Below are 24127 nucleotides of genomic sequence, written 5' to 3'. Positions count from 1 at the left end.
CCAGAACGGGCGATCGCGAAAACTTACTGGCCATCGAACCTGGTACAAGACGCAATCCCGCCACATCCGAATTCGCGTAAACCATAGTATTTCATGATTTCATCGCTTTACGCTGCCGAACGGGGCGCCGGCCCGAAGACGGTTGTATTTCTGCATGGCTTCGGCGGTTGCCACGGCGACTGGCACGAGGTGATTTCGACACTGGCACCTGATTCACGGACGCTGGCCTATGATCTTCCGGGCCATGGGCTGTCCCTCGATTTCCCGGGTGGCGGTCCGGCCAAGGCGGCCGCCCGGGCTGTTCTGGCAGACCTCGCCGCACGCAGAATCAGGAGGGTGCATCTCGTCGGCCATTCGATGGGCGGGGCGGCGGCTGTGCTGATGGCACTGGCCGAACCCGTGGGGATAGCCTCGCTGACGCTTCTGGCGCCGGGCGGGTTTGGCACTGAGATCAATGGCCCGCTGTTGCGCCGTTACGCCGCAGCAGCCGGCAAAAGTGAAATTCGCGCCTGCCTCGCCGCCATGTCCGGACCGCAAAGCCCGCCCTCGGAGCGCATCGTGGATGTGCTTGGCGACATGCGTGCCCGTCCCGGCCAGTTGCACAAACTTGTCGAGATCGCGGCCGCCATGACCAGGGATGATCGGCAGGGTGTCATCCCGCGCGAACGGCTCGAAACCCTGGCTATGCCGGTGATTGTGGTCTGGGGGACCGATGACGCGGTGCTGCCCTTCAGCCAGGCCGATGGTCTGCCGGCGCATTTCCACCTGCACCACGTGTCGGAGGCCGGCCATATGCTGGTCGAGGAAGCGCCCGGCCTGATCGCCGAGATCGTCCGCCACAACATGAAACGCCGCAGCAGGCCGCTTCGTCCAAACGCCGCTCCCGCAGCGGGCTGATCCCGTCAAAGCGCGGCTTCGGGCCTGATTTTGCAAGCCGCCTATCGATCTCACAAGTGCATTTTGCTGCATTTTGCCAGCGACTGTGTTAATTCGGTGTTAACCAAACCCGCGAGGCAACGCCGATGAAGGATGCAGCCGAGACCATAAGCCAGGCCGATCAGTCGCGAAATTTGTCCGACGCCATCCGCGACGTGAAAAACGCCTTCGCCGACCGCGACGACGTCGTGGTCGACATGCGCGAGGCGCATCGCATGCGGCTGGAATTGCTTGCCGCCGAACTCGCGCCGATCTTCGCCGACGTGCCCGCCGACATGGACAATTTCGACTTCGCCGTCTCGTCCGGGCTGCAGCCGCGGCTCTGGATCGACGCCGTCAGCCATGTCGCCATGGGGCGCGACCGCCGCACCTATCGCTTCCTCAAGGACACGCGCATCGGCCGCGTGGTGATCGCCGAATCGACCGAGATGAAACCGGTTGCCGATCAGGTGACGCGCTACGTCGCGGAGCGCGTCATCGAACGCCAGAGAATGCTGGAAGGCGGGGTCGAGCAGGCTGTCGCCGGCCTGAAACGTGCCTTGGTCCCGGAAGCCGAGCCGCCGCTGCGATCCATCAAGCGCCGCAAGCGTTGGTCAGCCTTTCTCTCCGGTCTCGGCCTGATCGCTGCCGGCGCCCTGGTCGGGCTGGCGGTATCGATCGTGTTGTTCTGGGACCGCCTCGTCGCGATGGGACTGAGTTTCAGGCCATAGCGTCCGCGCCAAGCTCCACAACCTCGAGATCGGCAGGCGGGATGGCCGGCCCGGTCAGGCCACGTCGCGTCAGCCTGAGCCGCCAGTTGCCTATTTCACCATCGATCTCCAGCAGATTATATTGCGCCGCTGGACGCCTGCCGCCTGGCGCCTGCCCTGCGGCAGCGACGCCGACCACTGGAATTTTGGCGCCGCGCCCATTGATCGAGAACAGCGTCGGCTCGTGCGAATGGCCGTGCAGCACAAGCTCGGCCCCGTGCCGCTGAACGACCTTTTGGAAGCGGGCAATGCCGAACAGCCGCTTGGGCTGCGAAACGGCGCCGCGTACTGGCGGATGGTGGATCATGATCACCCGGAACAGCCCGCGTTTGGCCGTGGCATCGAGCACGTCGCGCAGCCTTTCCGCCTGGTCTTCCAGAAAAAAGCCGTTGGCCATGAACGGAGCCGTCGCCCGCGCCGTCGTGACACCGATCAGCGCGACGTTGCCACGCACGCGCAGATAGGGAAAGGCTTCGCGGTCGACCGGCGTATTGACGCCGTCGCCGGTCATCCACGCCGTCCACGACCGGCAGGACTTGTCGAAAGCACCGGGCACATAGGCGTCGTGGTTTCCCGGAACGACCGACACATCGTCGGGGGAGCCCAGCGTCTCCAGCCAGTGCTTGCCCATCTCGATCTCGCCATCGAGCGCCAGATTGACCAGATCGCCGGTGACGGCAAGGTGATCGGGTGCGCTCGCCTTGATATCGGCGACGATGGTGTCGATGACGGCGTCGCGCATGTGGCGGCGGCGATTGCGCTGCCAGTTGACGTAACCGACCACCCGCTTGGAGGCGAGATCGCGATAGGTTACACCGGGAAGCGGTCCCAAGTGGATATCGGAAATATGCGCGAGCCTGAACATCCCTCCTTCATAAGCGACGCGCGCGCTGCTTTCCACCCACGGTTTCGTGGGTGATGATGCGGCCCGATCCGGAGCAAGCTTTCCGCCAGACCGGCTGGCCGGGTCTCAGGGCAAGGCTGTTTCATCTGTACTTCGTGCTGCGGCGGCCGATGACGCTCGGGGTGCGTGGTTTGATCCACGATCGCACGTCCAATTCCGTCTTCCTCATTCGCCATACCTATGTACCGGGCTGGCAGCTTCCCGGCGGCGGCGTCGAGCTGGGCGAGACGATGATCGAGGCGTTGGCGCGCGAGCTCTCCGAGGAGGGCAATATTGCATTGACCGCGCCGCCGGTGCTGAAATCGATGCATTTCAACCGTCGGGCCAGCCGTCGCGACCATGTCGGCCTATATTTGGTCGAGCAGTTCAACCAGACGGCGCCGAAGCTGCCGGACCGCGAGATCGCCGCAGCCGGCTTCTTTCCGCTCGACCGCCTGCCGGAAGCAACCACGCCGGCCACGTTGCGGCGGGTTGCCGAGAATTTCAGCGGCGCCGCGGCATCGCCCTACTGGTAGATCACGCTGCCTTCCTGAACCGCGCCCGATCATGCGGCGCCGCGTAGTCCAGTTCCGGCCCGACCGGCACGATGTGCGTCGGGTTGATCGTTTCGTGGCTGCCGTAATAGTGCGCCTTGATGTGGTGCAGGCTCACCGTGCCGGCGACGCCCGGGACCTGATAGAGGTCGCGCAGATAGTTCGACAGGTTCGGATAGTCGGCGATGCGGCGCAGGTTGCACTTGAAATGGCCGACATAGACCGGGTCGAAGCGGACCAGCGTGGTGAACAGCCGCCAATCGGCCTCGGTGATGCGGTCACCGACGAGATATCGCTGGCGAGATAGGCGATCCTCGAGCTGGTCGAGCGCCGAGAACAGTTCGCCAAACGCTTTCTCATAGGCCGCTTGCGTGGTGGCGAAGCCGGCGCGATAGACGCCGTTGTTGACCGAGGGATAGACCAGAGCGTTGACCGCGTCGATTTCGCCGCGCAGTGCTTTCGGATAGAAATCGAGGCTGGCATCGCCCCATTCGTCGAAGGCTGAATTGAGCATCCGAATGATCTCGGAGGACTCGTTGCAGACGATTGTCTGTTCTCGCCTGTCCCACAGAACCGGCACCGTCACGCGGCCGGAATAGGCGGGATCGGCCTTGGTGTAGACCTGATGCAGGAAGTCGAGGCCGTAGAGCGTATCGCCGGTGGCGCCGTCCTCGGCCAGGAAGGTCCAGCCGTTGGCGCCCATGAAATGATGGACGACCGAGACGGAAATCACGTCCTCGAGCTTTTTCAGTGCCCGAAAGATCAGCGTCCGGTGTGCCCAGGGACAGGCAAGCGAGACATAGAGATGGTAGCGCCCCGGCTCGGCCTTGAACCCGCGCGTGCGGCCTTCGGCCGGCCTGCCGTCAACCGTGACCCAGTCGCGCCATTGCGACTGCGCCCGCACGAATTCGCCGTCGCTCGCCCTGGTATCGTACCCGCTGTCCTGCCATTTGCCGTCGACCAGCAATCCCATGTGGTGTCCTTTCCTCTTTGTAGGGATTTAGGCACAAACCGACGATGCGGAAATCGCCAGGCGTTGAACAGTTCGTCAATCTCCCGGTGCGGCAGACGAATGGCGGCAGCAAACGGCCGATTGCGGTGGCTGAAGATTGATGCTAGCGGAAAATCCGCATGTTTGACTTTGCTTTGATCCGGTTCGACCGACGACGAAAGGGCGCCCGCGCTTGATGAAGCGCTGACTGGCGAACGCTGCCGTTTGCAGCAAACCTTTCCCCGTCTACCGGAACGCAGACCATGAGCCTTGCCGACGTGAAATACCTGCCGGAAACTCCGGCGCATGACCCCGAAATCGAAGCCATCAACGACGAAGCCTTCGGGCCGGGCCGTTTCGTGCTGGGCGCCTACAAGATCCGTGAGGGCGGCCCGCATGAACGCGCTCTGTCCTTCGTGGCCGTCGATGGCGATATCGTTGTCGCCTCTGTGCGCATGACGCGCATCGCGGCCGGCGCCGGCCGCGCGCTGATGCTCGGACCGCTTGCCGTGCGGCCGGCCTACAAGAATCTCGGCATTGGCCGCCGGCTGGTGGCGATCGCGCTGGAGGCCACCGCCAAGGCCGGCATGCCGGCGGTGATGCTTGTCGGCGACGAGCCCTATTACGGCCCGCTCGGCTTCAAGAGAATCCCGCGTGGGCAAATCTCGATGCCGCGCCCGGTCGATCCTGACCGGCTGTTGTCGCATGAGATCGTGCCGGGCGCGATGGCACGGCTGGTGGGGGAGGTTTGCCACGCCGATCAGGCAAGGATTGCCGCGCAAATCGCCGCGATGGCGTGACCATCCGGATGCTGTTGCGCCACACTGTCAGGCTTCGTAGCATGTGGCCGATGGTGCATGTCGCCCAAAAGTGCGCAGCGGTTTTGGGTAACGACATGCATAAAAATAGAGATTTAAAGCGCTTCGATTGAGTCCGTTCAGTTCGACGCGCTTTAGATGGAGGACGCCGACATGAACCCCAACGGCCAGATTGCGATCGTCACCGGCGGCGGCTCCGGCCTCGGCGAGGCGACGGCACGTGCACTGGCCGCGAAGGGCGCCGGCGTTGCCATCCTCGACCTCGGCATCGAGCGTGCGGCGAAGATTGCGGCCGATATCGGCGGCATCGCCATCCAATGCGACGTAAGCAGCGCCGACGGCGGTGCTGCTTCAGTGGCGGAAGTGGTAAAAAAGTTCGGCGAACCCCGTATCCTGGTCAATTGCGCCGGCATCGCCATCGGCATGAAGACGATCGGCAAGGACGGTCCGCACCCGCTCGACCAGTACCGCCAGGTGATCGAGGTCAATTTGATCGGCACCTTCAACATGATCCGCCTCGTCGCCGACCAGGCCGCGAAGCTTGAGCCGCTGGACGGCGGCGAGCGCGGCGTCATCGTCAACACGGCATCGGTCGCCGCCTATGACGGTCAAATCGGCCAGGCGGCCTATTCAGCCTCCAAGGGCGGTGTCGTCGGCATGACGCTGCCGGTGGCGCGCGACCTTGCCCGGTCGGGCATTCGCGTCTGCACCATCGCGCCCGGCATCTTCAAGACGCCGATGATGGCCGGCATGCCGCAAGAGGTGCAGGATACGCTCGGCGCCGCAGTGCCCTTCCCGTCCCGTCTCGGCGAGCCTTCAGAATATGCAGCCCTTGTGCTGCATATCATCGAAAATCAGATGCTCAACGGCGAGACCATCCGCCTCGATGGCGCCATCCGCATGGCGCCGAAGTAGCCGACCATGAGTGCCGAAGTCGCCCTTCAGGCGAAGACCGGCCCGCTCGCCGGCCTGACGGTGATCGAGATGGCCGGACTTGGACCGGTGCCGCTGGCCGGGCTGATGCTGTCGGAGATGGGCGCCGAGGTGCTGCGCATCGAGCGGGCTGGGTCGAGCCAGCCGTTTCTGGCGCTGCCGGACGAATACGACATCGACTGTCACGGCCGCTCCATCCTGCGGATTGACCTGAAGCGCTGGGAAGGCGCCGAACTGGTGCTGCGCCTTGCCGAGAAGGCCGACATGCTGGTCGAAGGGTTTCGTCCCGATGTCATGGAGCGGCTTGGTCTCGGGCCGGATGCGGTACTGGCGCGCAATCCGGCCCTGATCTACGGCCGCATGACGGGGTTCGGCCAGGACGGTCCGCTATCGGGACGTGCCGGCCACGACATCACCTACCTCGCCTATTCGGGTGTGCTGCATGCCATCGGCCAGCAAGGCGGCCGGCCGGTCCCACCGCTCAACCTTGTCGCCGACTACGGCGGCGGCGCCATGATGCTGGTCGCCGGCGTACTGGCCGCCCTGTTTGAGCGCTCGCGCTCCGGCAAGGGTCAGGTGATCGACGCCGCGATGACCGAGGGCGCTTCAATGCTGGCGACACCTGTGCACGCCCTTATGGCGGCGGGCCTGTGGAGTGACACGCGTGGCGCGAACCTGCTCGATTCCGGCGCGCCCTTTTACGACACCTATGAGACCGCAGACGCACGGCACCTCGCCGTCGGCTGCCTTGAGCCCCGGTTCTTCGCCGAATTCGCAAGACTGCTGCCGCTCGACCAGATTTTTGTACGCGGCCAATACGACAGGAATTTGTGGCCGCAGATGCGGACCGCCATTGTCGATCGGGTCGGGCAGAAATCACGGGACGACTGGGGCCGTCTCTTTGCTGCAACCGATGCTTGCGTCGCACCGGTTCTGTCGCTGCGGGAAGCCAGGGATCATCCGCACAATCGCGCTCGCAACTCCTTTGTGATGTCGGGTGCGCTTGAGCGGCCCGCCCCGGCGCCGCGCTTTTCGCGCTCCCGGCCGACGCTTGCCGCCATGCCGGCCGATCACGATTGTCAGGCGGCGACGGTGCTGGCACGCTTCGGCCTTTCGGAAAGCGAAACTGAGGCCCTTTTCAAATCTGGGGCCCTTGTCAAATCCGGTGTGATAGGTTGATAACTGGAGAGCAAAGCTCAGCTTAAGACGGTGTGGATTTGAACGATCGAAAGAAGGACGTGATCCGCGAGACCGACGCCGAAGCGATCAGGCTGGCGAAGACGCTGATCCGCAGTGCCCGTTTCGGCGCGCTGGCGGTGATCGAGCCCGGGACCGGTTCGCCGCTGGCCAGCAGGGTTGGTGTCGCCACCGATATCGACGGCACGCCGCTGATCCTGGTATCGATGTTGTCCGCCCATACCGGCGCGATCCTTGCCGACCCGCGCTGTTCGCTGCTTGTCGGCGAGCCCGGCAGGGGCGACCCGCTGGCGCACCCACGGTTGACGCTCGTCAGTCGGGCGGCACGGCTTGAGCGTGGATCCGACGAGCACGCCGGCGCCGAACGGCGCTATCTCAACCGCAACCCCAAGGCGAAGCTCTATGCCGGTCTTGGCGACTTCTCGATCTTCCGCCTTGAGCTGGAGCGCGCCAGTCTCAACGGCGGCTTTGGCAAGGCCTACGTGCTCGAACGCGCCGATCTGGTCACGACCGCGCCGATCGTCGAAGAGCTTGCCGCTGGCGAACAATCCGCCCTCGACCATATGAATGCCGACCATAGCGACGCAATTGCCGTCTACGCGCGCCACTTCGCCAAGGCGACGGGCGACGGCTGGGTCGTCACCGGCTTTGACGCCGACGGCATGGACCTGGCATTGGGCGACGATATCTGCCGGGTGTTCTTTCCCGAGCCATTGAGGACGGCGCGCGAGCTCAGGCATGTTCTGGTCGACATGGCAAAAACCGGCCGAGTGGCGGATTAAACACAGTCCGACAGTTAATCGCGTCGGGTCGAAAGCAAGTCTTGAGGTTTGTGCGAGATGTTCTACGCTTTCCTGGTAGCGTTGAATCGCCAGCGCACATTCGCACGTGAGCCTATGGAATCAGACGCTATTGCCCCCATAGCGCCGGAGGAGCAGGAAGGTATGGGGGATCGATGGTCTCGAAAAAGCTAATCGCCAATGCCGACTCAGCGGCTTCGTTTCTGACGCTGATGGGCAATGAGAAACGATTGTTGATCATGATCTACCTGGCCGACGGTGAAATGTCGGTCGGCGCTATCGCCGAAAAGGTTCTGCTCAGCCAATCCGCCCTGTCACAACATCTGGCCAAACTGCGGGCGCTCGATCTCGTCGAGACCCGGCGCGACCGGCAGATGATCTACTATTCCTGCAAATCCGATGCCGTGCGCGAACTTCTCAACACGCTGGACGGCATTTTCGGCGAGGGTGAGCCATCGCAGATGGCATACCGCCCGCGTCGCTCCGGGACTTGACCGGCCAATGCATGTCGCCCAAAGCCGGCAACATGCATAACTGGTCCGAGCGCCCCTTGCCTCGCTGACGACTCCTGATGCATGTCGCGCAAATGCATGCCCGTGCAGCGGTTTTGCGATAACGACATGCATAAAACAACAACCTAAAGCGCGTCGCGAGAGGCCGGTTGAGGTCGGTCGAACGCGACGCGCTTTTGAGCGACTTGCGTTCACTTGGACGCAGAAGGTACGCTCTGACACTTTGGATCCACGCGTCGTGCTGTCGCAAACCCACCACGATCGGGCCGATGCGGGTCAGTTGAGGCAAGCATGCGCAGCATTCGTATCGACGACCCGCAAGACCCGCGCGTCGCCGCCTATCTCGACATTCGCGAGCGCGATCTTGCCGGCCGGCAGGGTCGTTTCGTTGCCGAAGGCAAGGTGGTGCTCGAAATGCTGCTCGCAGCCAAACGCTTTACCGCCGAATCGGTGCTGGTGCTCGAAAACCGGCTGGCAGGCCTCGACGCAACCCTGCGCAAGGCGCCCGCGGACCTTCCGGTCTACACGGCGGCCAGCGAGGTCATGGACAGGATTGCCGGCTTTCACATGCATCGCGGCATATTGGCGATCGGCCGCAAGGGCGAGGCGCAGCCTGCAGAGGCCTTGCTGGATGCCCTGCCCGCCCGCGCGTTGATCGTCGTGCTGGTCGGCATCGCCAACCATGACAATATGGGCTCGATCTTTCGCAACGCCGCCGCCTTCGGCGCCGATGCCGTGTTTCTGGACGCGACCTGCTGCGACCCCCTGTACCGCAAGGCGATCCGCGTTTCGGTCGGCGCCGCGCTGAAAATTCCTTTTGCCTCCTTCGCTGAGACCGTCGGCTTTACCGCGGCGCTCGATCGGCTGGGCTTCGGCCAATTCGCATTGTCGCCGCGCGGACAAACCGACATCCGCGATGCGAAAAGGACCGAACGGCTGGCACTCTATCTCGGCACTGAAGGCGAAGGCCTGCCCGAGATGCTGCTCGCCCGCCTGCGGACGGTGCGGATCGATATGACAGAAGGCTTCGACAGCCTGAATGTCGCCGCCGCGTCAGCCATCGCCTTGCATCATTTCTCGGCAAGCAGGACCTGAGCCGCAGAAGTCAGCATCACTGCCTGGGCTCAATGCGCCGATTCGGCCTGCTGCAGCGCCCGCACCCGATCGGCAAGGCTGCGTTCACCGCTTCCCGGTGGGTTGGGTGCCGCAAGAACCTTTGCGATCGGCGATTCCGGCCCGTCGAGCTTCGCCGTCAGGGCTACGACCTGCGCCGCCAGGTCGCTCATCTGCTCGCGCAACGCAGCGCTGGCGCCTTCGGATCTGGATGCCGAGTCGGCGGCAAGATCCGTTTTCAGCCTCTTGTTCTCGCTGGCCAGTGCCGTCAATCTCGCCTCCAACTGCTCCCGGTCGCTATCGAGCTTGGCGATAGCTTTTTCCGTATCGCCCTTGACGGCCACATCGGCCTGACCGCCTTGCGCTCCGACGAGACGCACCGCTGCCGACGCATTTTCCACGCTTTCGCTTTTCAGCTTTTCGCGAAGCCGCGCGATTTCCTTTTCGCGGCGTTCAAGCTTGTCCTCGCGATCGGCAAGCGTGGCGAGCAGGCGCTCGATCTTCTTGTCCAGTTCGCCGGTCCTTTTCTTCTCGGCTTTCAACGCGTCTCGCGCGGCCTTGCTCTCGGCCGCGATCTCCTGTTGGCGCCTGTCCGCCTCCTTGCGCTGGCCGCGCAGCACTGAAATATCATCGGCCAGCTTTTGCAATTCGGATTCGCGCGCCACAAGTTCGATCTGACGGCTGCTGGAAGAAAAGCTGGCGTCGTCATACATGTGCTCCAGTTTTTTCAGCTCGAGCACACGCTTTTCCAGGGCATGCTCGGTTTGGGCAAGCCGATCCGACAAAAGCTGCAACTGGTCTTTGCGCTGCCGAAGGTCTTCGCCCTTGGCCTCGAGCGCGGAAAGGGCGTGTTCCTTGTCCTTCCGCTCGAGCGCCAGTTCCTTCAGTGCTTCGCGGCCACGGCCGATCTCGACAAGCTGTTCGGCCGATTTCTCGCGCAACGCCTTGACGCTCATCTCAAGCCGACGTGTCGCCATGGCGAACTCGGCGCGGATGCGATCCTTCTCCGCCTGGATCTCGGCCAGCGTCAGCGGCATCGAGCCCTCGATGCGTTTACGCGTCAGCATCACGGCCCGCCGCCAGATGGCCGGAGCAATCATCAGCGCCAGAAAGCCGGCGCAGAGAAAGCCGAGGACAAAGAACAGGACCGACTGAACCAAGGTGACTATCCGTTATGAACGGCAAACAACCGTAAGGGACTTGTGCCACGTTCGCATGACGGAATTCCAGTGCCGCGGCAAGGGTCTGCCGCAGCATTGTTCAGACCGTCGATCCTGGAAACGATCGCGGTGACGAGGCAACCGCTTGCTCAGAATGGATTCCAGGTGGCGCGCTGGGTAAGCTTGAGGTAGCCGAGATTGACGCCAAGCCGGGCGCCGACGCCGGTACGGATCGGCACCAGCAGCACATTGTTGTTCTTCATCACGTTGAAGCCGACGCCAGCCACGAGGTAGGCGGAGCCGGCAAGGCCGCCGAAACGATTGTAGAGGCTGTTCACATCGTCGAGATTATAGACCAGCATCATCACCCGCGAGCCCTCGCCGCCAAAATCCCAGCCGAGCGACGGGCCCTGCCAGAACACTTTGTGATCGCCGGCATTCTTGGTGTAGAGTGTGCCTTCACCATAGGTCAGGCCACCGATCAGGGCGCCCGAGCCCTCCTCCCCAAGCAAATAGCCATTGGGCAGGCCATAGGAGGAGAAAATCTTCTCCACGACGGTGGCGAGCCCGCCCGACGTCGCACCGAAGAATTTATGACCGGAATCGACGATCTCCTGAGCGGTGTATTCCTGGGCCCGCGAAGGCGAGGTTGAAAAGACGACAAGGCCCATGAGAGCGATCGCCATTGAGAAGACACGGAGAAAACTCCGGTCTGTGAAGACACGGAAAAAACTCCGGTCGTAGTATCGGGAAAACATGCTTCCAATCTCCGTCAGGGAGCACTTTCGCCGACGCCTCGCATCCGTGCGGCTCTTTGGTGGCCGTTAAGGATGACTGTTAAGGACAAACTATGCCGTAATCCTTTTTCAACCATTAAGCTTTCACATGAAGATGGCGGTTCGTAGGCTGGTTTCGCGCTGATTTCGCGTCGGCCCGCAGTATCCGCACCCTGCGTGAACACACCATTTTCGATAGCGACAATTCCGGATTTGTTGCTGCACGCTCAGGCGCTGTGTATTCAGTAGGCCTTGGGAGAGCGAGCGTGATTCGTGTGGACAGGCGTGATCATTGATCGCCCGGCCATCTCCAGTGAAATTTTGCAGGGACTTTCGCCGATGGCCGAGCTTTTCACCCTTTCCGCACCCGATCTCGCCGCGCTTTTGTGCAGCCGGGTCTGCCACGACATCATTTCGCCGGTCGGCGCCATAAACAACGGGCTTGAGCTGCTCGACGAAGGCGGCGCCGACGAAGATGCCATGAAATTGATTCGCCAGAGCGCCAGAAACGCTTCGGCCCGCCTGCAATTCGCCCGCATCGCCTTCGGCGCAGCCGGTTCTGCCGGCATGATGATCGACACCGGCGATGCCGAGGCCGTTGCGATCGCCTTCTTGAAGAACGAGAAGCCGGAACTGATCTGGAATGGACCCCGTGCGCTGCTGCCCAAGAACAAGGTAAAGCTGCTGCTCAACCTCATTCTCGTCGCCAACGCTGCCATTCCGCGTGGCGGCAAGCTTACGGTCACGCTTGAAAACCTCGACACGGAACCACGCTTTGCGCTCGCCGCGAGCGGTCCGATGCTGCGCGTGCCGCCCAAATTCCTGGAGCTCCATTCCGGCAACAAGCCTGAAGAACCGATCGACGCGCATTCGGTGCAGCCCTACTACACACTGCTTTTGGCGCGCGAGGCGAACATGACAATATCGATCCACGCGACCTCAGAAGAAATCGTTCTCTCGGCTGCTTGAATTACCAAGCTGATTGAATGAACAGACGAGCGTTGTTCAGACAATATTTACCGCACCATCACCGTCGAATGAAATGAACCCCAAAGGCTAGATCGACCGAAGCATCGGTAAAGAAGTTTTCGTAAAAGCTGTTCTTTCAAGAATTTTACCTATTGGCTTTTCAGCTTCTTTACCGGATTGACCATACGGTGCCTTCCAGACCGCGACGCTGCCGGATTGCCGCATGGCAAAGAGGGCCCGGAAATGAAACGCTGCATGTTCATCGACGATTCGAGCGTCATCAGGAGGGTTGCAAAACGCATCCTGGGTGGTTCCGACATGCTGGTCATCGAAGCTGCCAGCGGGCTTGATGCGGTTGAGATGTGCACTGCCGACATGCCGGATATCATCATTGTCGACGGCGCCTTGCCGGACATGCAGGCCGAGGACGTCATTCGCCGCGTACGCGCCATGGAAAGTCCGATACAACCCCAGATCCTGATTTTGCTGGTTGAGGTCGACGTCGCTTCGATCATGCGGGCAAAGCGCGCCGGCGCCCAAGGCTATCTGCTGAAGCCGTTCACTCGGCCGCAACTTCTCGAGCGCTTCCGCACCTTGAGATTTGCCGCCTGATTCGCCGCCGCTGGCGCATGGCCGCGGAAATCGGCGCTCAATGTCTGCGACATAAAAACGCAAAATCCGGCCGAAGCCGGATTTTTGTCGGAAAAATCGATCGGATCGACGTCGTCAGCTCAGGCGCTGACGCGGATGTCTTCCGGCTCGCGCAGCACGTAGCCGCGACCCCAAACCGTCTCGATGTAGTTCTGGCCGCCGGAAGCAGCGTCGAGCTTCTTGCGCAGCTTGCAGATAAAGACGTCGATGATCTTCAGTTCCGGTTCGTCCATGCCGCCGTAAAGGTGGTTGAGGAACATTTCCTTCGTGAGCGTGGTGCCCTTGCGCAGCGAGAGCAGCTCCAGCATCTGGTATTCCTTGCCGGTCAGATGCACGCGCTGGCCACCGACCTCGACGGTCTTGGCATCAAGGTTGACCACCAGGTCGCCGGTGGTGATGACCGACTGGGCATGGCCCTTGGAACGCCGCACGATGGCGTGGATGCGGGCGACCAGTTCGTCCTTGTGGAACGGCTTGGTCATATAGTCGTCTGCGCCGAAGCCGAGGCCACGTACCTTGTCCTCGATGCCGGCCATGCCGGAGAGGATAAGGATCGGCGTCTTCACCTTGGAAAGGCGAAGTGTTCTCAACACCTCGTATCCCGACATGTCGGGGAGATTAAGGTCGAGAAGGATGATGTCGTAGTCGTAGAGCTTACCTAGATCGACCCCTTCTTCGCCAAGATCGGTCGTATAGACATTGAAACTTTCCGATTTCAGCATCAGCTCGATGCTCTGTGCGGTCGCACTGTCATCTTCTATCAGCAGAACACGCATTTCATTCCCCTTTTCTGCTGCCGGACCATTTCACGACCCGTCCAGGACCGGAGCAGTGATTGCCTGAGCAGAGGCTGCCATCGAATGGTTAACAAAACCTAATTCCGTGCCGTCGACGGTACCAGATTTTTTAACCCTTTTCTACACCTTGTTGAATCTAATAGCGAATCTAAGAACCAAACCGCTAATGCAAAACATTAATAAGCCAGACTAAGTGACTCCAGGGACTCGCTAGCCGTGCTTCCGCGTCGGGGCCGGAATTTTTACCCGGCCTTAAGTCCTGAGCCGTATGATTAACAATGCCCGTAAACGAATGGTTACCGCCGGCAAAAAACTTTAGGAATTTGTTTCCCATAGTTCTGGTAAAGTCGGTGGAAGCGGGTCGAAGCCTGAGTTTGCCAGGCGGATTAGACGATATGTGCAGGTGTGCGTTTCCAGGAGTACCGAATCATGAAGTCACGTGAAAACCTCGTTCGGCTGAAGCAGTTTCAGGTGAACGAGAAGCGGCGGCAGTTGCTGCAACTCGACATGATGATCGCCGAATTCGAGCGCATGGCTGTCGAACTGGAACTCCAGATCACTGCCGAAGAAAAGAAAGCCGGCATCACCGACATCAACCATTTTGCCTATCCGACCTTCGCCAAGGCAGCACGCTTGCGCCGCGACAATCTCAGAAATTCGCAAAGCGACCTCGCCCAGCAGCGTAGCGTTGCCGAATCACTGCTCGGCGAAGCCGAAGCGGAGCTTTCCAAGGCAGAAATGCTCGAATCACGCGACACCAAGATCCGCGACGCCGAGACCGGCGGCCGCAGCGCCATGATCGGCTGAAAACAAAGCTTTAAGGCCGGTCAGCACCCAGCGATCAGGTCGTTGCCCATCTGGAATGTCGCCGCTCATTGGTCGAGCAACTGCCAGTTTCAGGCCTACGCTGCCAAATCCCCTTGATGCTCCGCGACCGCCCGCACCTGGGCATCCTGATGTCGGGCGCAGGCGATTCCGGCCAGGACCTTATCTGATTGAGCAGCCCACCAGGTTCCGGCCGAGTTCGGCTCGGGGCCGACCGCGCAGGCTTGTGGAACGCGGCAAGGTCGACGCGAAAATGCTTGCTCCAGGAAGCAGGCGCTGCTCATGCCTTTTGTCAGCCCGATCGGCAGGTGGTGCTGACCGTCTGAAGCAGAGAAAACCCTGTCGGCAAAGCAAAAAGGGCGCGGATTGCCGCGCCTTTTGACATCCTTGAACCAGCCCTAATGCCGATATTGCTGGATGCGCGTCGTGCGCAGGCCGGCAAGGCCATATTCATCGATCGACGCCTGCCAGGACAGGAATTCCTCGGTGGTCAGTTTGTAGCGCTGGCATGCCTCTTCGAGACTCAGCAGCCCGCCGCGTACAGCCGCCACCACTTCCGCCTTGCGCCGGATAACCCAGCGACGTGTGTTCGTCGGCGGCAGATCGGCAATCGTAAGGGGGCTGCCGTCAGGCCCGATAACATATTTGACGCGCGGTCTAACAAGATCGGTCATCGTACTCTCTACTAAAAACTCAAAGACCCAATCCCCACCACATTACCGCCACAGCTTTAAAATTTGCCTAAGCGATCCCTAATAGCTAGGTAAGGATCATGAACGCCGCGTTAGTCTTTTCGTCGGCATTTGAGGCATCTGCCCAGCAAGCGCCCGAATCCGTTCAAAAAAATCGGCCGGTTCGCGAAGCTGGCGCACCCGGAAAGCTTGACCTATATTCCGGCCATTGGCATTCAGGCGCCGTCATCCAGGCGCCGTGCAGAACGAAAGAACCATGAACAGCCTCGACCTTCCCGGACGCCCCGAAGATACCCGCATCGTTGTCGCCATGTCGGGCGGCGTCGATTCGTCGGTTGTTGCCGGCCTTTTGAAGCATGAAGGCTATGATGTCGTCGGCGTCACGCTGCAGCTCTACGACCATGGCGCGGCTACGCACCGGGCCGGCTCGTGCTGCGCCGGCCAGGACATCGACGATGCCCGCCGCGTCTCCGAAACGCTCGGCATTCCGCATTATGTGCTCAATTACGAGGAGCGCTTCCGCAAGGCGGTGATCGACCCCTTCGCCGAGAGCTATGTGGCCGGCCAAACGCCGATCCCTTGCGTTTCCTGCAACCAGACGGTGAAATTCGCCGACCTCCTGGCGACCGCCAAGGAACTCGGCGCCGAGGCGCTGGCCACCGGCCATTACATCCGCTCCGGCGCCAACGGCGCCCATCGCGCGCTGTACCGGCCGGTCGACGCGGATCGCGACCAGAGCTATTTCCTGTTCGCCACCACACAGGCGCAGATCGACTATCTGCGCTTTCCGCTCGGCGGCCTGTCGAAGCCGCAGGTTCGCGCCATCGCCGAGGAAATGGGGCTGACGGTCGCTGCCAAGCAGGACAGCCAGGACATCTGCTTCGTGCCGCAGGGCAAGTACTCCGATATCATCGCCAAGCTGAAGCCGACTGCTGCCAATCCGGGCGACATCGTCCATATCGACGGCCGCCTGCTCGGCCGCCATGAAGGCATTTTGCGCTACACGATCGGTCAGCGCCGCGGCATCGGCATTGCCTCGGGCGAGCCGCTCTACGTCGTCCATCTCGACGCCGACCGGGCCCGCGTCGTCGTTGGCCCGCGCGAGGCGCTGGAAACGCACAAGATCTATTTGCGCGACATGAACTGGCTGGGCGAGGCTGCGCTGTCAGATATCCCGGCCGCCGGGCTGGAGCTTTTCGCCAAGGTCCGCTCGACACGCCCGCCACGCCCGGCTGTGCTGCGTCACAACGCCGGCATCACTTCGGTGGAACTGGTCGACGGCGAGTCCGGTATCGCGCCCGGCCAGGCCTGCGTGCTCTATTCCGACGACGGCAACGAAGCCCGCGTTTTCGGCGGCGGCTTCATCGAGCGTTCCGAACGCGGCGCCGAGGCTGAGGCGATGCTGACGCGGCTGGCAGCCCGGCCGGCGCAGATTCCCGCCGAATAGACGATAATCCCGATCTATCGGGATCGATCAGGCTCTGATACAGCCGCACTCCTCTCAGGAAGACGATCCCGTGTGGGCAACGGTGCCGGCGGTCAGGATACGCAGCACCCTGATGGCTTCCTCGCCGCTGGTACGCGGTTCTGCCCGCGTCTCGATGCACTGGATGAAATGCTCGAGCTCTCGCGTCAGCGGCATGCCCTCGCCCACTGCAACATAGGACGGCTCGTTGGTGGTGAAGGCCCATTGGCCGCTGTCTTGCCAGACCGCGTGGCGGTAGACGGCGAGCTTGCGCTCCCACGGCTCGACATCGTCGAACACCGCCATCGCCTTGGTGCCGACCACGGTCAGCCGCCGTTCGCGGTAGGGATTGAGCCGCGACGCGAAGAGGTGGCTGCGCAGACCGTTGGGAAAGCGCATGTGCAGATGCGCGAAATCGCTGAGATTGTCGAGGAGCGCTGCCCCTTCGCCACGCACCTCGATCGGTTCCGTGCCGGTGATGGCCAGGATCATCGACAGATCGTGCGGCGCCAGGTCCCACAGCGCATCGTTCTCGGTGTGGAATTTGCCGAGCCCGAGCCGGTGCGAATGGATATAGCGGACCTCGCCGAGCTCGCCATTGTCGATCAGCGCCTTCAACGTCTCGAAGGCGGGATGAAAGCGCAGCACATGACCGACCATGAAGACGCGGCCATTGTCGACCGCCGCCTTCACCGAACGCTCGGCATCGGCCACCGTCAGCGCGATCGGCTTCTCCACCAGCACGTCCTTGCCGCCCTGGACGGCGCGCACCGCCATATCGGCGTGGAACTGCGGCGGCAGCGCCATCACGATGGCGTCGATGTCGCTGCGCACAAACAGCGCCTCCGGCTCGATCGCCAGGCAATCCTGCTCACTGGCGAAACCTTCGGCGCGGGCAGGGTTGACGTCCGAGACCGCGTGCAGCGCGCCGAGCGCCTTGAGGGTGCGGATGTGGTTGCTGCCCCAGTATCCGCAACCGAGGACTGCAATGCGCGGTTTCATCATTCCAACTCTAGAATTTCGTGGCCGAGACATAGCGGCGCGCCCCGCCGAACTCAACCCGGCATTTCTGTGCCCGATTGTCTGCCCGGCAAAGCTTTTCGGCCATCAGAGCGACGTGCGTGCGCCTGGACACACAAAGTACGTCTCAAGACCGAGAAGCTTGGCGACGCGACAGGATGCGATAGAGTGTGGTGCCAGACCGGCTGCATCGACACCGGCTGCATCGATGCTTGACAGGCTTGGCGTCCCAACCTTATATCCGCCCGACCTTGGCGAACGCTTCGACATGCCCTCTGATTTGAGGCGGATTTCGGGCCTTTCGCCGCCCTGGCGGGGTAGCTCAGTTGGTTAGAGCACGGGAATCATAATCCTGGGGTCGGGGGTTCAAGTCCCTCTCCCGCTACCACTCAATTCTCCCAGAACGTTCTCTGCGTAGACTTGGCGGCTCAGAAACCCCGCAGAACTGCTGGCTTTCGGCCGAAAGCTGGGGACTGTTGCTGGTAGTGAAGGTGCCTTTTTTGCTCTCTGTCAGCCCATATTCTCCAAAGCTGGGGAGTGCGCCTTTTTTGCTCCCTAGCTTTCCCCCATTGAAATCACAGGGTTTTCCGGCTCGAAAGCTTGGGGGTCGTTTGGTGCAAGGTCGCTATGCGGAGAACACAGAAAGCAAACCGATCGGTGACCAATTAGTCAGCCGCTTCGGCCTAGGAGCAGGGCCCCGGTGCCGAACTTCAAATGTCTGGAATGGGATCGTAAGCCGACCGGCAGCTCCACGCTTCCTAGCCGCGACAACAGACATTCAGCAGGTGTAACCAAACCCTCTGTCTGGCAAAGGCGACGCACAGGTAATACTCGCACGAGTTGTCGGCCGTCCTTCTTTGCGATTGACGGCCCGATGAGCGCTTCCTAGCTTGCTCCCATGTTCGATATCACTGGCGACGACATCGCCGCTCTTGGCGACGCAGATTTGCGCACCCTAGTTGGCCTTCTCTGCGAGACCGAGATGCGTCGAGGAGGCCTGCCCACGTCCGCCATCACCTACGGTGGAAATCAAGACGCAAGCGACGGCGGTCTTGATGTTCGCGTGGCGCTCCCGGCCGGGACGGCAATCGACGGCTTCGTGCCGAAGCCAGCAACCGGCGTGCAGGTCAAGAAGCCGGACATGCCGCGGGCTGAGATTCTGAAGGAGATGAAGCCGAAGGGCGTCTTGCGGCCCGTCATCAATGAGCTCGCTGATGCCGGCGGCGCCTACATTATCGTGAGTTCTACGGGCTCGACATCGGACTCGGCGCTGACCGACCGCCGCAACGCGATGGCCGAAGCTATCAAGGGCACGCCTGCCGAAGGCAAGCTCACGCTCGACTTTTATGACCGTAACCGGATCGCGACATGGGTTCGGAATCATCCCGGGCAGATTCCGTGGGTGCGCGCGCGGATCGGCAAAGCGATGCCGGGATGGCAGTCTCATGGTTCATGGTCGTTTGCGCCTGCGGGCGTGGACGCAAACTACATCGTCGATGACAAGGCGCGCATTTTGACGGGCGACAAGGATGAAGGCGACGGGGCTTCCGCTATCGAAGGCATCAACCGTATCCGGAAAGTGCTTGCCACGCCGGGGCATGTGGTGCGGCTTGTCGGGCTTTCTGGTGTCGGCAAAACGCGACTCGCCGAGGCGCTGTTTGACGCAAGCGTTGGCGAAGGCGCGCTCGATCCGTCACTTGCGATTTACACCAATGAAGCCGACGAGCCCAAGCCGCCGCCCGCCGGGCTTGCCTCGGACCTGATCGCCGGACGGACCCTCGCTATCCTGGTGGTCGATAATTGCACGCCCGAACTGCACCGGCGGATTTCGGAGGTCGCGCGGTCGAGCAGTTCGACAATCAGCGTGATCACCATCGAGTACGACATCCGGGAGGACCAGCCGGAGGGCACCGACGTCTTCGTCTTGGAAACGTCTTCCGTACCTCTGATCGAGAAGCTGGTGGGCCGGCGGTACCCCCACCTCTCGCAGATCGATGCGCACACCATTGCGGAGTTCTCCGGCGGCAATGCCCGGGTTGCCCTGGCGCTGGCCTCGCGGATCGAGAAAACCGAGACCGTTGCAGACTTGAACGAGGAAGAGCTGTTCAAGCGTCTCTTTCAGCAGCGCCACGACCCAGACCCCTCGCTCCTTCTGGTCGCGCAAGGGTGCTCGCTGGTCTATTCGTTCGACGGCGAGACGCTCGAAGGCGGCGAAGCGGAGCTTCCAGTCCTCGGCAGCATCGTCGGCAAATCGGCCGACGAGATGTACGCCGGGGTGGCAGAGCTCAAGCAACGGGACCTCGTGCAGGCGCGTGCAGAATGGCGCGCGGTGCTGCCGCATGCCATTGCCAATCGCCTCGCCAAGAGGGCACTTCAGACCATTGCGCCGGCCAAGGTGAAGTCGGTGCTTGTCGACAATGCGTCCGAACGTCTTCTCCGCTCCTTCTCGCGGCGTCTCGGGTATCTTGATGACAGCAAGGAAGCCCAAGCCATCGTGAAGACGTGGGTGGCGCCGGACGGTCTGCTCAGCGACCTGCCGAATTTCACCGAGCTTGGCCGCGCGATGTTTGCCAACATCGCACCGGTCGCGCCGGAGACCGTCTTGGCCGCGCTGGCGAATGCATTGTCGGGCGCCGATGAAACCACGCTCCGCCGCTGCACGCATTTCGTTCGGCTCTTGCGCTTGCTCGCTTACGAACCTGCCTTCTTCGAGCGCGCCCTCGCCTTGCTGGTGAAATTCGCGGCGCTTCCAAGCGGCGATACCAATGACAACGAAGCGACGCGGGTCGTGGAATCGCTCTTTAACATTGCTCTGTCCGGCACGCATGCGCCGGTCGAGATGCGTGTGAAGGCCGCGGAAGCGCTGCTGGCCTCCCAGGACGAGGCCGTGCGCCCACTCGGCATCAAAGCGCTCGAAGCGATGATGAAAACACGCCACTTCTCCTCACACTATGAATTCGACTTCGGCGCGCGCTCCCGGGACTATGGCTACTATCCCCCCACCGGCGCGGACGTGCGCGCATGGTTCGACCGCGTGCTGAAACTCGCAGGAAAGTTTGCCCTGTCGGACAGCCAAGTGGCTGGGGAGGTGCAGAAGGCCATCGCGCGGGAGTTTCGTGGCCTTTGGAGCGATACGGGTCGGGCGGAGGAGTTGGACCAACTCGCCCGCGCGATCAACGCCACGTCGTTCTGGCGCGACGGCTGGATCGCGGCACGCCAGACCCGCGCCTATGGCGGCAAGGATATGGACCCTGAGATTCGCGACCGCTTGACGGCGCTGGAGGATTTTCTTCGGCCCAAGGATCTCGTCAGCAAAGTGCTCGGGCTTGTCATCGGCGCGCGCGCCGGAAGCCTCGACCTGGACGACTTCGATGATGACGATGATGACGAGGACGAAGGCGGGAGCGACCCGACCGCGTGCTACGCTGAACGTGGTGCGCGCTCGGCGGCGGCGATACGTGAGCTCGGCCATGACGTCGCGGCGGACGAGGATACGTTCAAAACTGTGCTTTTGGAGTTGATGGGCGAGAACGCTAATGCGGCTCCCTTCGGTGCGGCATTGGCGGAGGCCGCTGAAAGCCCGCGCGCGATGTGGGACACTATCGTTGTACAGTTTGCAGCAACCGAAAACGCGAGCCTGCGGCTCCTGAGCGGTTTCTTAGGCGGGCTAAACAAGCGCGACGCTGCGCTTGCCGACGCCGTCCTTAATGAAGCGCTGGAGCACCCAGCCCTTGCCGCGTGGTTCCCGATTCTGCAGGCAACAGTAGAGATCGACGCGCGTGCTCTTGAGCGGCTGCATCGCGCGATTGAGCTCGGTAAGGCACAGATCAATACTTACTACAGTCTTGCATATGGCCGTGTCTCCGACAACGTACCGGGGCCGGACTTCCGTGATTTGGTGCTCGCCATCGCGCGTAAGCCCGACGGCTGCGCGGTTGGACTTGAGATAGTCTGGATGCGCCTGCACTCGGACGGTAGCGCGACGCGCCAGCCGCTGCCTGAGGTCCGCGAGGCCGGACGCCTGATACTCGCTGGGTTTGAATTCAGCACAAAAGATAGCCGCACGACGCGCGAGGACCACGAGCTAGGAGCTGTCGTCACAGCCTCTCTGGTCGGAGAAGAAGGCGCTCCTGTCGCGAAAGCGCTTTGCCGCAAGCTCATGGTTGCGGCCGGAAGGCATAATGTCAGCGGGCACGACTACGGTGACCTAGTAAAGGGCCTGCTGAAGGCCCAGCCACTCGCGACACTTGATGAACTGTTTTCCGACGATCTGAAGTCGCAACGGGCAAGCGTACGCCTTCTCAACGATCTCCTACGCTTCCACAAGAACGTCCTAGATGTACTGTCCGCCGAAATCGTAATCAATTGGTGCGACCGCGATCCCACGGTGCGCTATCCGTTGGCAGCATCGGTGGTTTTGCTCTTCAACAGACCGAAGCAGGGCGCGCCACACGAATGGACACCACTCGCAGGGAATCTGTTGGAAAGAGCACCGGATCCAGGCCCAGTTCTGGCCGAATTCGTCAATCGTCTCCATCCCTCAGGGTGGAGCGGCTCGCTTGCGACCAAGCTGGAAGAGCGCCTCAAGCTCCTGAACGGCCTGCCCGGGGCCGATATCCCCGCTCTTGCTGAGGGCCTGGCTGAAGCAAAGAGGAGGCTCCAAGAGCGGATAGACGCCGAACGTCGGCACGAGCAGGAAGAAGATCGGGCGCGCAACAACCGGTTCGAATGATGTCTTCTCTCAGGAAGCGGCAAAGCTCACCTCTCCGGCCGATATTAGGCGCAAAGCTGCCGTTGGTACGTTGCAACATAATGATTTGCTTGGCCAGACGAACTAAGCCGTCACGCTGTTCCCCGGAACAGATCCTCTCGAAGTGTGTTGCGCCAGCTCCAAGCTAAATGGAGCACAACCATGAAGCCCGAAGACGCCACCTACCCTCCTCTTGATGTCGCCAAGCCTGTCGCTCCGGGGGTCTGGATCGTCGACAGCGGACCGCTGAGCGTGATGGGCATTCCAGTCCCGGTGCGCATGACGGTTATCCAGCTCGGGAATGGCGGTCTCCTGCTGCATTCACCAACACGGTTCGCTTTTGAGCTGAGAAAGCAGCTCGAGCAGATTGGTCCGATAGTGCATCTGGTTGCACCAAACAGTGCCCACTGGACCTTCCTCAAGGAGTGGCAGAACCATGTGCGGGAAGCGTCGACTTGGGCCGCTCCGGGCTTGCGCCATCGGGCAAAGGTCCGCCGGGCTGGCGTCAGGATCGATCACGATCTGGCCGCAGCGGCGCCGGAAGCTTGGTCGAAAGATCTCGATCAGGTTGTCGTTCCAGGAGCCGGTGGCTTCACCGAAATCGCGTTCTATCACAAGAACAGCCGAACTATGGTGCTTACGGATCTAGTTCTGAATCTCGAGCCGGAAAAGCTGCCGTTCATCATCAGGCCCGCGGCGCGCCTCTTAGGCGTCACGGCACCTGTGGGGAAGGCCCCCATTTACCTGCGGATGACCATCAAACGGAAGCATGAGCAGGCGAAGGCCGCCGCGGAGCGCCTCGTGGCGTTTCAGCCAAAGCGCGTGATCTTCAGCCATGGCCGGTGGTTCCACAAGGATGGGACGACATTACTTCGCCAGTCGCTGGCCTGGCTTCTCTGAGGGCGGCCGCAGAGAAGATGGTCAGCAGGAAGCAGCCATCAACTTCCGTTGCCGTTCCCATTCGACGGGCAAACCCCTGACGAGCGCCTGGAGCTGAACCCCCATGGACTGCCGTCCGTCGAGTATGGCTTCGACCAGATCGGGCGCGAGCAGCGTCAACTGGAGCACGTGGGATACGAAGGAGCGGTCAAGCCTTTCGGCCGCGGCAAGTTCGATCACTGTGGCGAACTCGCCTGTTTCCAGCATGTGTTTCCACCGGAACGCCCGCGCGAGCGCCCGGATCAGAGTGTGAGCGAGAGGCCATCGAAATCAAGCAAGGTGTGGCGGCGAGCCGGACCTTTGCCGCGCGTTGGTAGAGGGATCGCGTGAGGGAACCGGCGTCGACAAGAACACGTTGCTAAGTCATCGAACTTCACAAAAGGATTCGCGCGATGTTGAGAGACTTATCTCGCGAGGAAGAGAAACGCGGCACCGGAAGGGTCCTCATGTGGGGCGCCGTGATCGCCGCTTTGCTTTTTGTTGCGCTAATGGCCGTGTTCGTCCTCGGGCCGTTCTGGTCTTAGCCACCATGGACGAATGAAGCCCGCGCCCCCAAGGGGGGTAAAGGACAGGCATCGCGAAACGGATGTGGAGAGG

At 61.7% G+C, this 24127-nt stretch carries 23 protein-coding genes and 1 tRNA gene; 16 read left to right on the top strand and 8 right to left on the bottom strand.

The genetic code is table 11. The features are described 5' to 3' along the window. Positions 1-93: 93 nt before the first annotated feature. Together AC0L17_RS16710 and AC0L17_RS16705 are read left to right on the top strand one after the other, a co-directional pair. Entirely contained in the window at positions 94-897 is an 804-nt protein-coding gene (locus AC0L17_RS16710) for an alpha/beta fold hydrolase (protein ID WP_473516631.1), read from the top strand. 125 nt (positions 898-1022) lie between these two features. Next, positions 1023-1646, top strand: a complete 624-nt coding sequence (locus AC0L17_RS16705) for a hypothetical protein (protein ID WP_473516630.1) — start codon at positions 1023-1025, stop codon at positions 1644-1646. Here the strand turns inward: AC0L17_RS16705 and AC0L17_RS16700 are convergent. After that, positions 1636-2550: a metallophosphoesterase family protein gene (locus AC0L17_RS16700; protein WP_023797927.1), complete on the bottom strand. Its 915-nt coding sequence runs from the start codon at positions 2548-2550 to the stop codon at positions 1636-1638. The genes AC0L17_RS16705 and AC0L17_RS16700 overlap by 11 nt on opposite strands. 53 nt (positions 2551-2603) lie before the next feature. On the opposite strand from AC0L17_RS16700, the gene AC0L17_RS16695 reads away from it, so the two are divergent. Continuing rightward, positions 2604-3104, top strand: coding sequence for an NUDIX domain-containing protein (locus AC0L17_RS16695; protein WP_287303515.1), 501 nt, complete (start codon positions 2604-2606; stop codon positions 3102-3104). Between the two features lies 1 nt (position 3105). Here AC0L17_RS16695 and AC0L17_RS16690 read toward each other — a convergent pair whose 3' ends face one another. After that, entirely contained in the window at positions 3106-4095 is a 990-nt protein-coding gene (locus AC0L17_RS16690; protein ID WP_473516629.1) for a glutathione S-transferase family protein, read from the bottom strand. A gap of 281 nt (positions 4096-4376) precedes the next feature. Here AC0L17_RS16690 and AC0L17_RS16685 point away from each other — a divergent pair, with 281 nt between their 5' ends. From AC0L17_RS16685 to AC0L17_RS16660, 6 genes are all read left to right on the top strand, one after another. Beyond that, entirely contained in the window at positions 4377-4913 is a 537-nt protein-coding gene (locus tag AC0L17_RS16685) for a GNAT family N-acetyltransferase (RefSeq protein WP_473516628.1), read from the top strand. Positions 4914-5084: 171 nt separating this feature from the next. Then, a complete protein-coding gene (locus tag AC0L17_RS16680; protein WP_091594631.1) occupies positions 5085-5846 on the top strand; it encodes a 3-hydroxyacyl-CoA dehydrogenase in 762 nt (253 codons plus the stop codon). Positions 5847-5852: 6 nt separating this feature from the next. Then, on the top strand, positions 5853-7043 hold the full coding sequence (locus AC0L17_RS16675; RefSeq protein WP_473516627.1) for a CaiB/BaiF CoA transferase family protein: 1191 nt from the start codon (positions 5853-5855) through the stop codon (positions 7041-7043). A 38-nt stretch (positions 7044-7081) separates the two neighbouring features. Continuing rightward, positions 7082-7843 (top strand): HugZ family pyridoxamine 5'-phosphate oxidase, encoded by a 762-nt coding sequence (locus AC0L17_RS16670; RefSeq protein WP_473516626.1) that lies wholly within the window; start codon positions 7082-7084, stop codon positions 7841-7843. 173 nt (positions 7844-8016) lie between these two features. Beyond that, positions 8017-8355 carry an ArsR/SmtB family transcription factor gene (locus AC0L17_RS16665; RefSeq protein WP_473516625.1) on the top strand — a complete coding sequence of 113 codons (339 nt, stop codon included), beginning with the start codon at positions 8017-8019 and terminating at the stop codon, positions 8353-8355. 309 nt (positions 8356-8664) lie between these two features. After that, positions 8665-9468, top strand: a complete 804-nt coding sequence (locus AC0L17_RS16660; RefSeq protein ID WP_473516624.1) for a TrmH family RNA methyltransferase — start codon at positions 8665-8667, stop codon at positions 9466-9468. 29 nt (positions 9469-9497) lie between these two features. Here AC0L17_RS16660 and AC0L17_RS16655 read toward each other — a convergent pair whose 3' ends face one another. Next, a complete protein-coding gene (locus tag AC0L17_RS16655) occupies positions 9498-10646 on the bottom strand; it encodes a coiled-coil domain-containing protein (protein WP_473516623.1) in 1149 nt (382 codons plus the stop codon). 149 nt (positions 10647-10795) lie between these two features. Next, the gene (locus AC0L17_RS16650; protein ID WP_023797936.1) at positions 10796-11404 is read right to left on the bottom strand and encodes a DUF1134 domain-containing protein; all 609 of its coding nucleotides are present in this window, start codon (positions 11402-11404) and stop codon (positions 10796-10798) included. A gap of 357 nt (positions 11405-11761) precedes the next feature. On the opposite strand from AC0L17_RS16650, the gene chpT reads away from it, so the two are divergent. Together chpT and AC0L17_RS16640 are read left to right on the top strand one after the other, a co-directional pair. Beyond that, positions 11762-12391, top strand: coding sequence for a histidine phosphotransferase ChpT (chpT, locus tag AC0L17_RS16645; RefSeq protein ID WP_473516622.1), 630 nt, complete (start codon positions 11762-11764; stop codon positions 12389-12391). Positions 12392-12634: 243 nt separating this feature from the next. Then, positions 12635-13003, top strand: coding sequence for a response regulator (locus tag AC0L17_RS16640; RefSeq protein WP_027150933.1), 369 nt, complete (start codon positions 12635-12637; stop codon positions 13001-13003). A gap of 119 nt (positions 13004-13122) precedes the next feature. Here the strand turns inward: AC0L17_RS16640 and ctrA are convergent, their stop codons facing one another. After that, positions 13123-13818: a response regulator transcription factor CtrA gene (gene ctrA, locus AC0L17_RS16635; RefSeq protein ID WP_006203583.1), complete on the bottom strand. Its 696-nt coding sequence runs from the start codon at positions 13816-13818 to the stop codon at positions 13123-13125. A 450-nt stretch (positions 13819-14268) separates the two neighbouring features. On the opposite strand from ctrA, the gene AC0L17_RS16630 reads away from it, so the two are divergent. Then, positions 14269-14646, top strand: coding sequence for a flagellar export protein FliJ (locus AC0L17_RS16630; RefSeq protein ID WP_029349790.1), 378 nt, complete (start codon positions 14269-14271; stop codon positions 14644-14646). 416 nt (positions 14647-15062) lie between these two features. Here AC0L17_RS16630 and sciP read toward each other — a convergent pair whose 3' ends face one another. After that, on the bottom strand, positions 15063-15338 hold the full coding sequence (sciP, locus tag AC0L17_RS16625; protein WP_006203587.1) for a CtrA inhibitor SciP: 276 nt from the start codon (positions 15336-15338) through the stop codon (positions 15063-15065). Between the two features lie 274 nt (positions 15339-15612). Between sciP and mnmA the strand changes: the two genes are divergently transcribed. After that, positions 15613-16803: a tRNA 2-thiouridine(34) synthase MnmA gene (mnmA, locus tag AC0L17_RS16620; protein ID WP_473516621.1), complete on the top strand. Its 1191-nt coding sequence runs from the start codon at positions 15613-15615 to the stop codon at positions 16801-16803. A gap of 54 nt (positions 16804-16857) precedes the next feature. Here mnmA and AC0L17_RS16615 read toward each other — a convergent pair whose 3' ends face one another. Further along, positions 16858-17823 carry a Gfo/Idh/MocA family protein gene (locus AC0L17_RS16615; protein WP_023797942.1) on the bottom strand — a complete coding sequence of 322 codons (966 nt, stop codon included), beginning with the start codon at positions 17821-17823 and terminating at the stop codon, positions 16858-16860. Positions 17824-18152: 329 nt separating this feature from the next. Here AC0L17_RS16615 and AC0L17_RS16610 point away from each other — a divergent pair. From AC0L17_RS16610 to AC0L17_RS16600, 3 genes are all read left to right on the top strand, one after another. Then, positions 18153-18229: transfer RNA gene (locus AC0L17_RS16610), tRNA-Met, on the top strand. A 510-nt stretch (positions 18230-18739) separates the two neighbouring features. After that, on the top strand, positions 18740-22573 hold the full coding sequence (locus AC0L17_RS16605) for a hypothetical protein (protein WP_473516620.1): 3834 nt from the start codon (positions 18740-18742) through the stop codon (positions 22571-22573). Between the two features lie 180 nt (positions 22574-22753). Then, positions 22754-23491, top strand: a complete 738-nt coding sequence (locus tag AC0L17_RS16600; protein ID WP_473516619.1) for a DUF4336 domain-containing protein — start codon at positions 22754-22756, stop codon at positions 23489-23491. Positions 23492-23512: 21 nt separating this feature from the next. Here AC0L17_RS16600 and AC0L17_RS16595 read toward each other — a convergent pair whose 3' ends face one another. Further along, positions 23513-23737 carry a hypothetical protein gene (locus AC0L17_RS16595; RefSeq protein ID WP_473516618.1) on the bottom strand — a complete coding sequence of 75 codons (225 nt, stop codon included), beginning with the start codon at positions 23735-23737 and terminating at the stop codon, positions 23513-23515. Positions 23738-24127: the final 390 nt, after the last annotated feature.

This window comes from Mesorhizobium sp. WSM4829 (assembly GCF_055811475.1).
The sequence above is the reverse complement of the archived record's forward strand: the minus strand, read 5'-3'. Positions and strand labels throughout refer to the sequence as shown.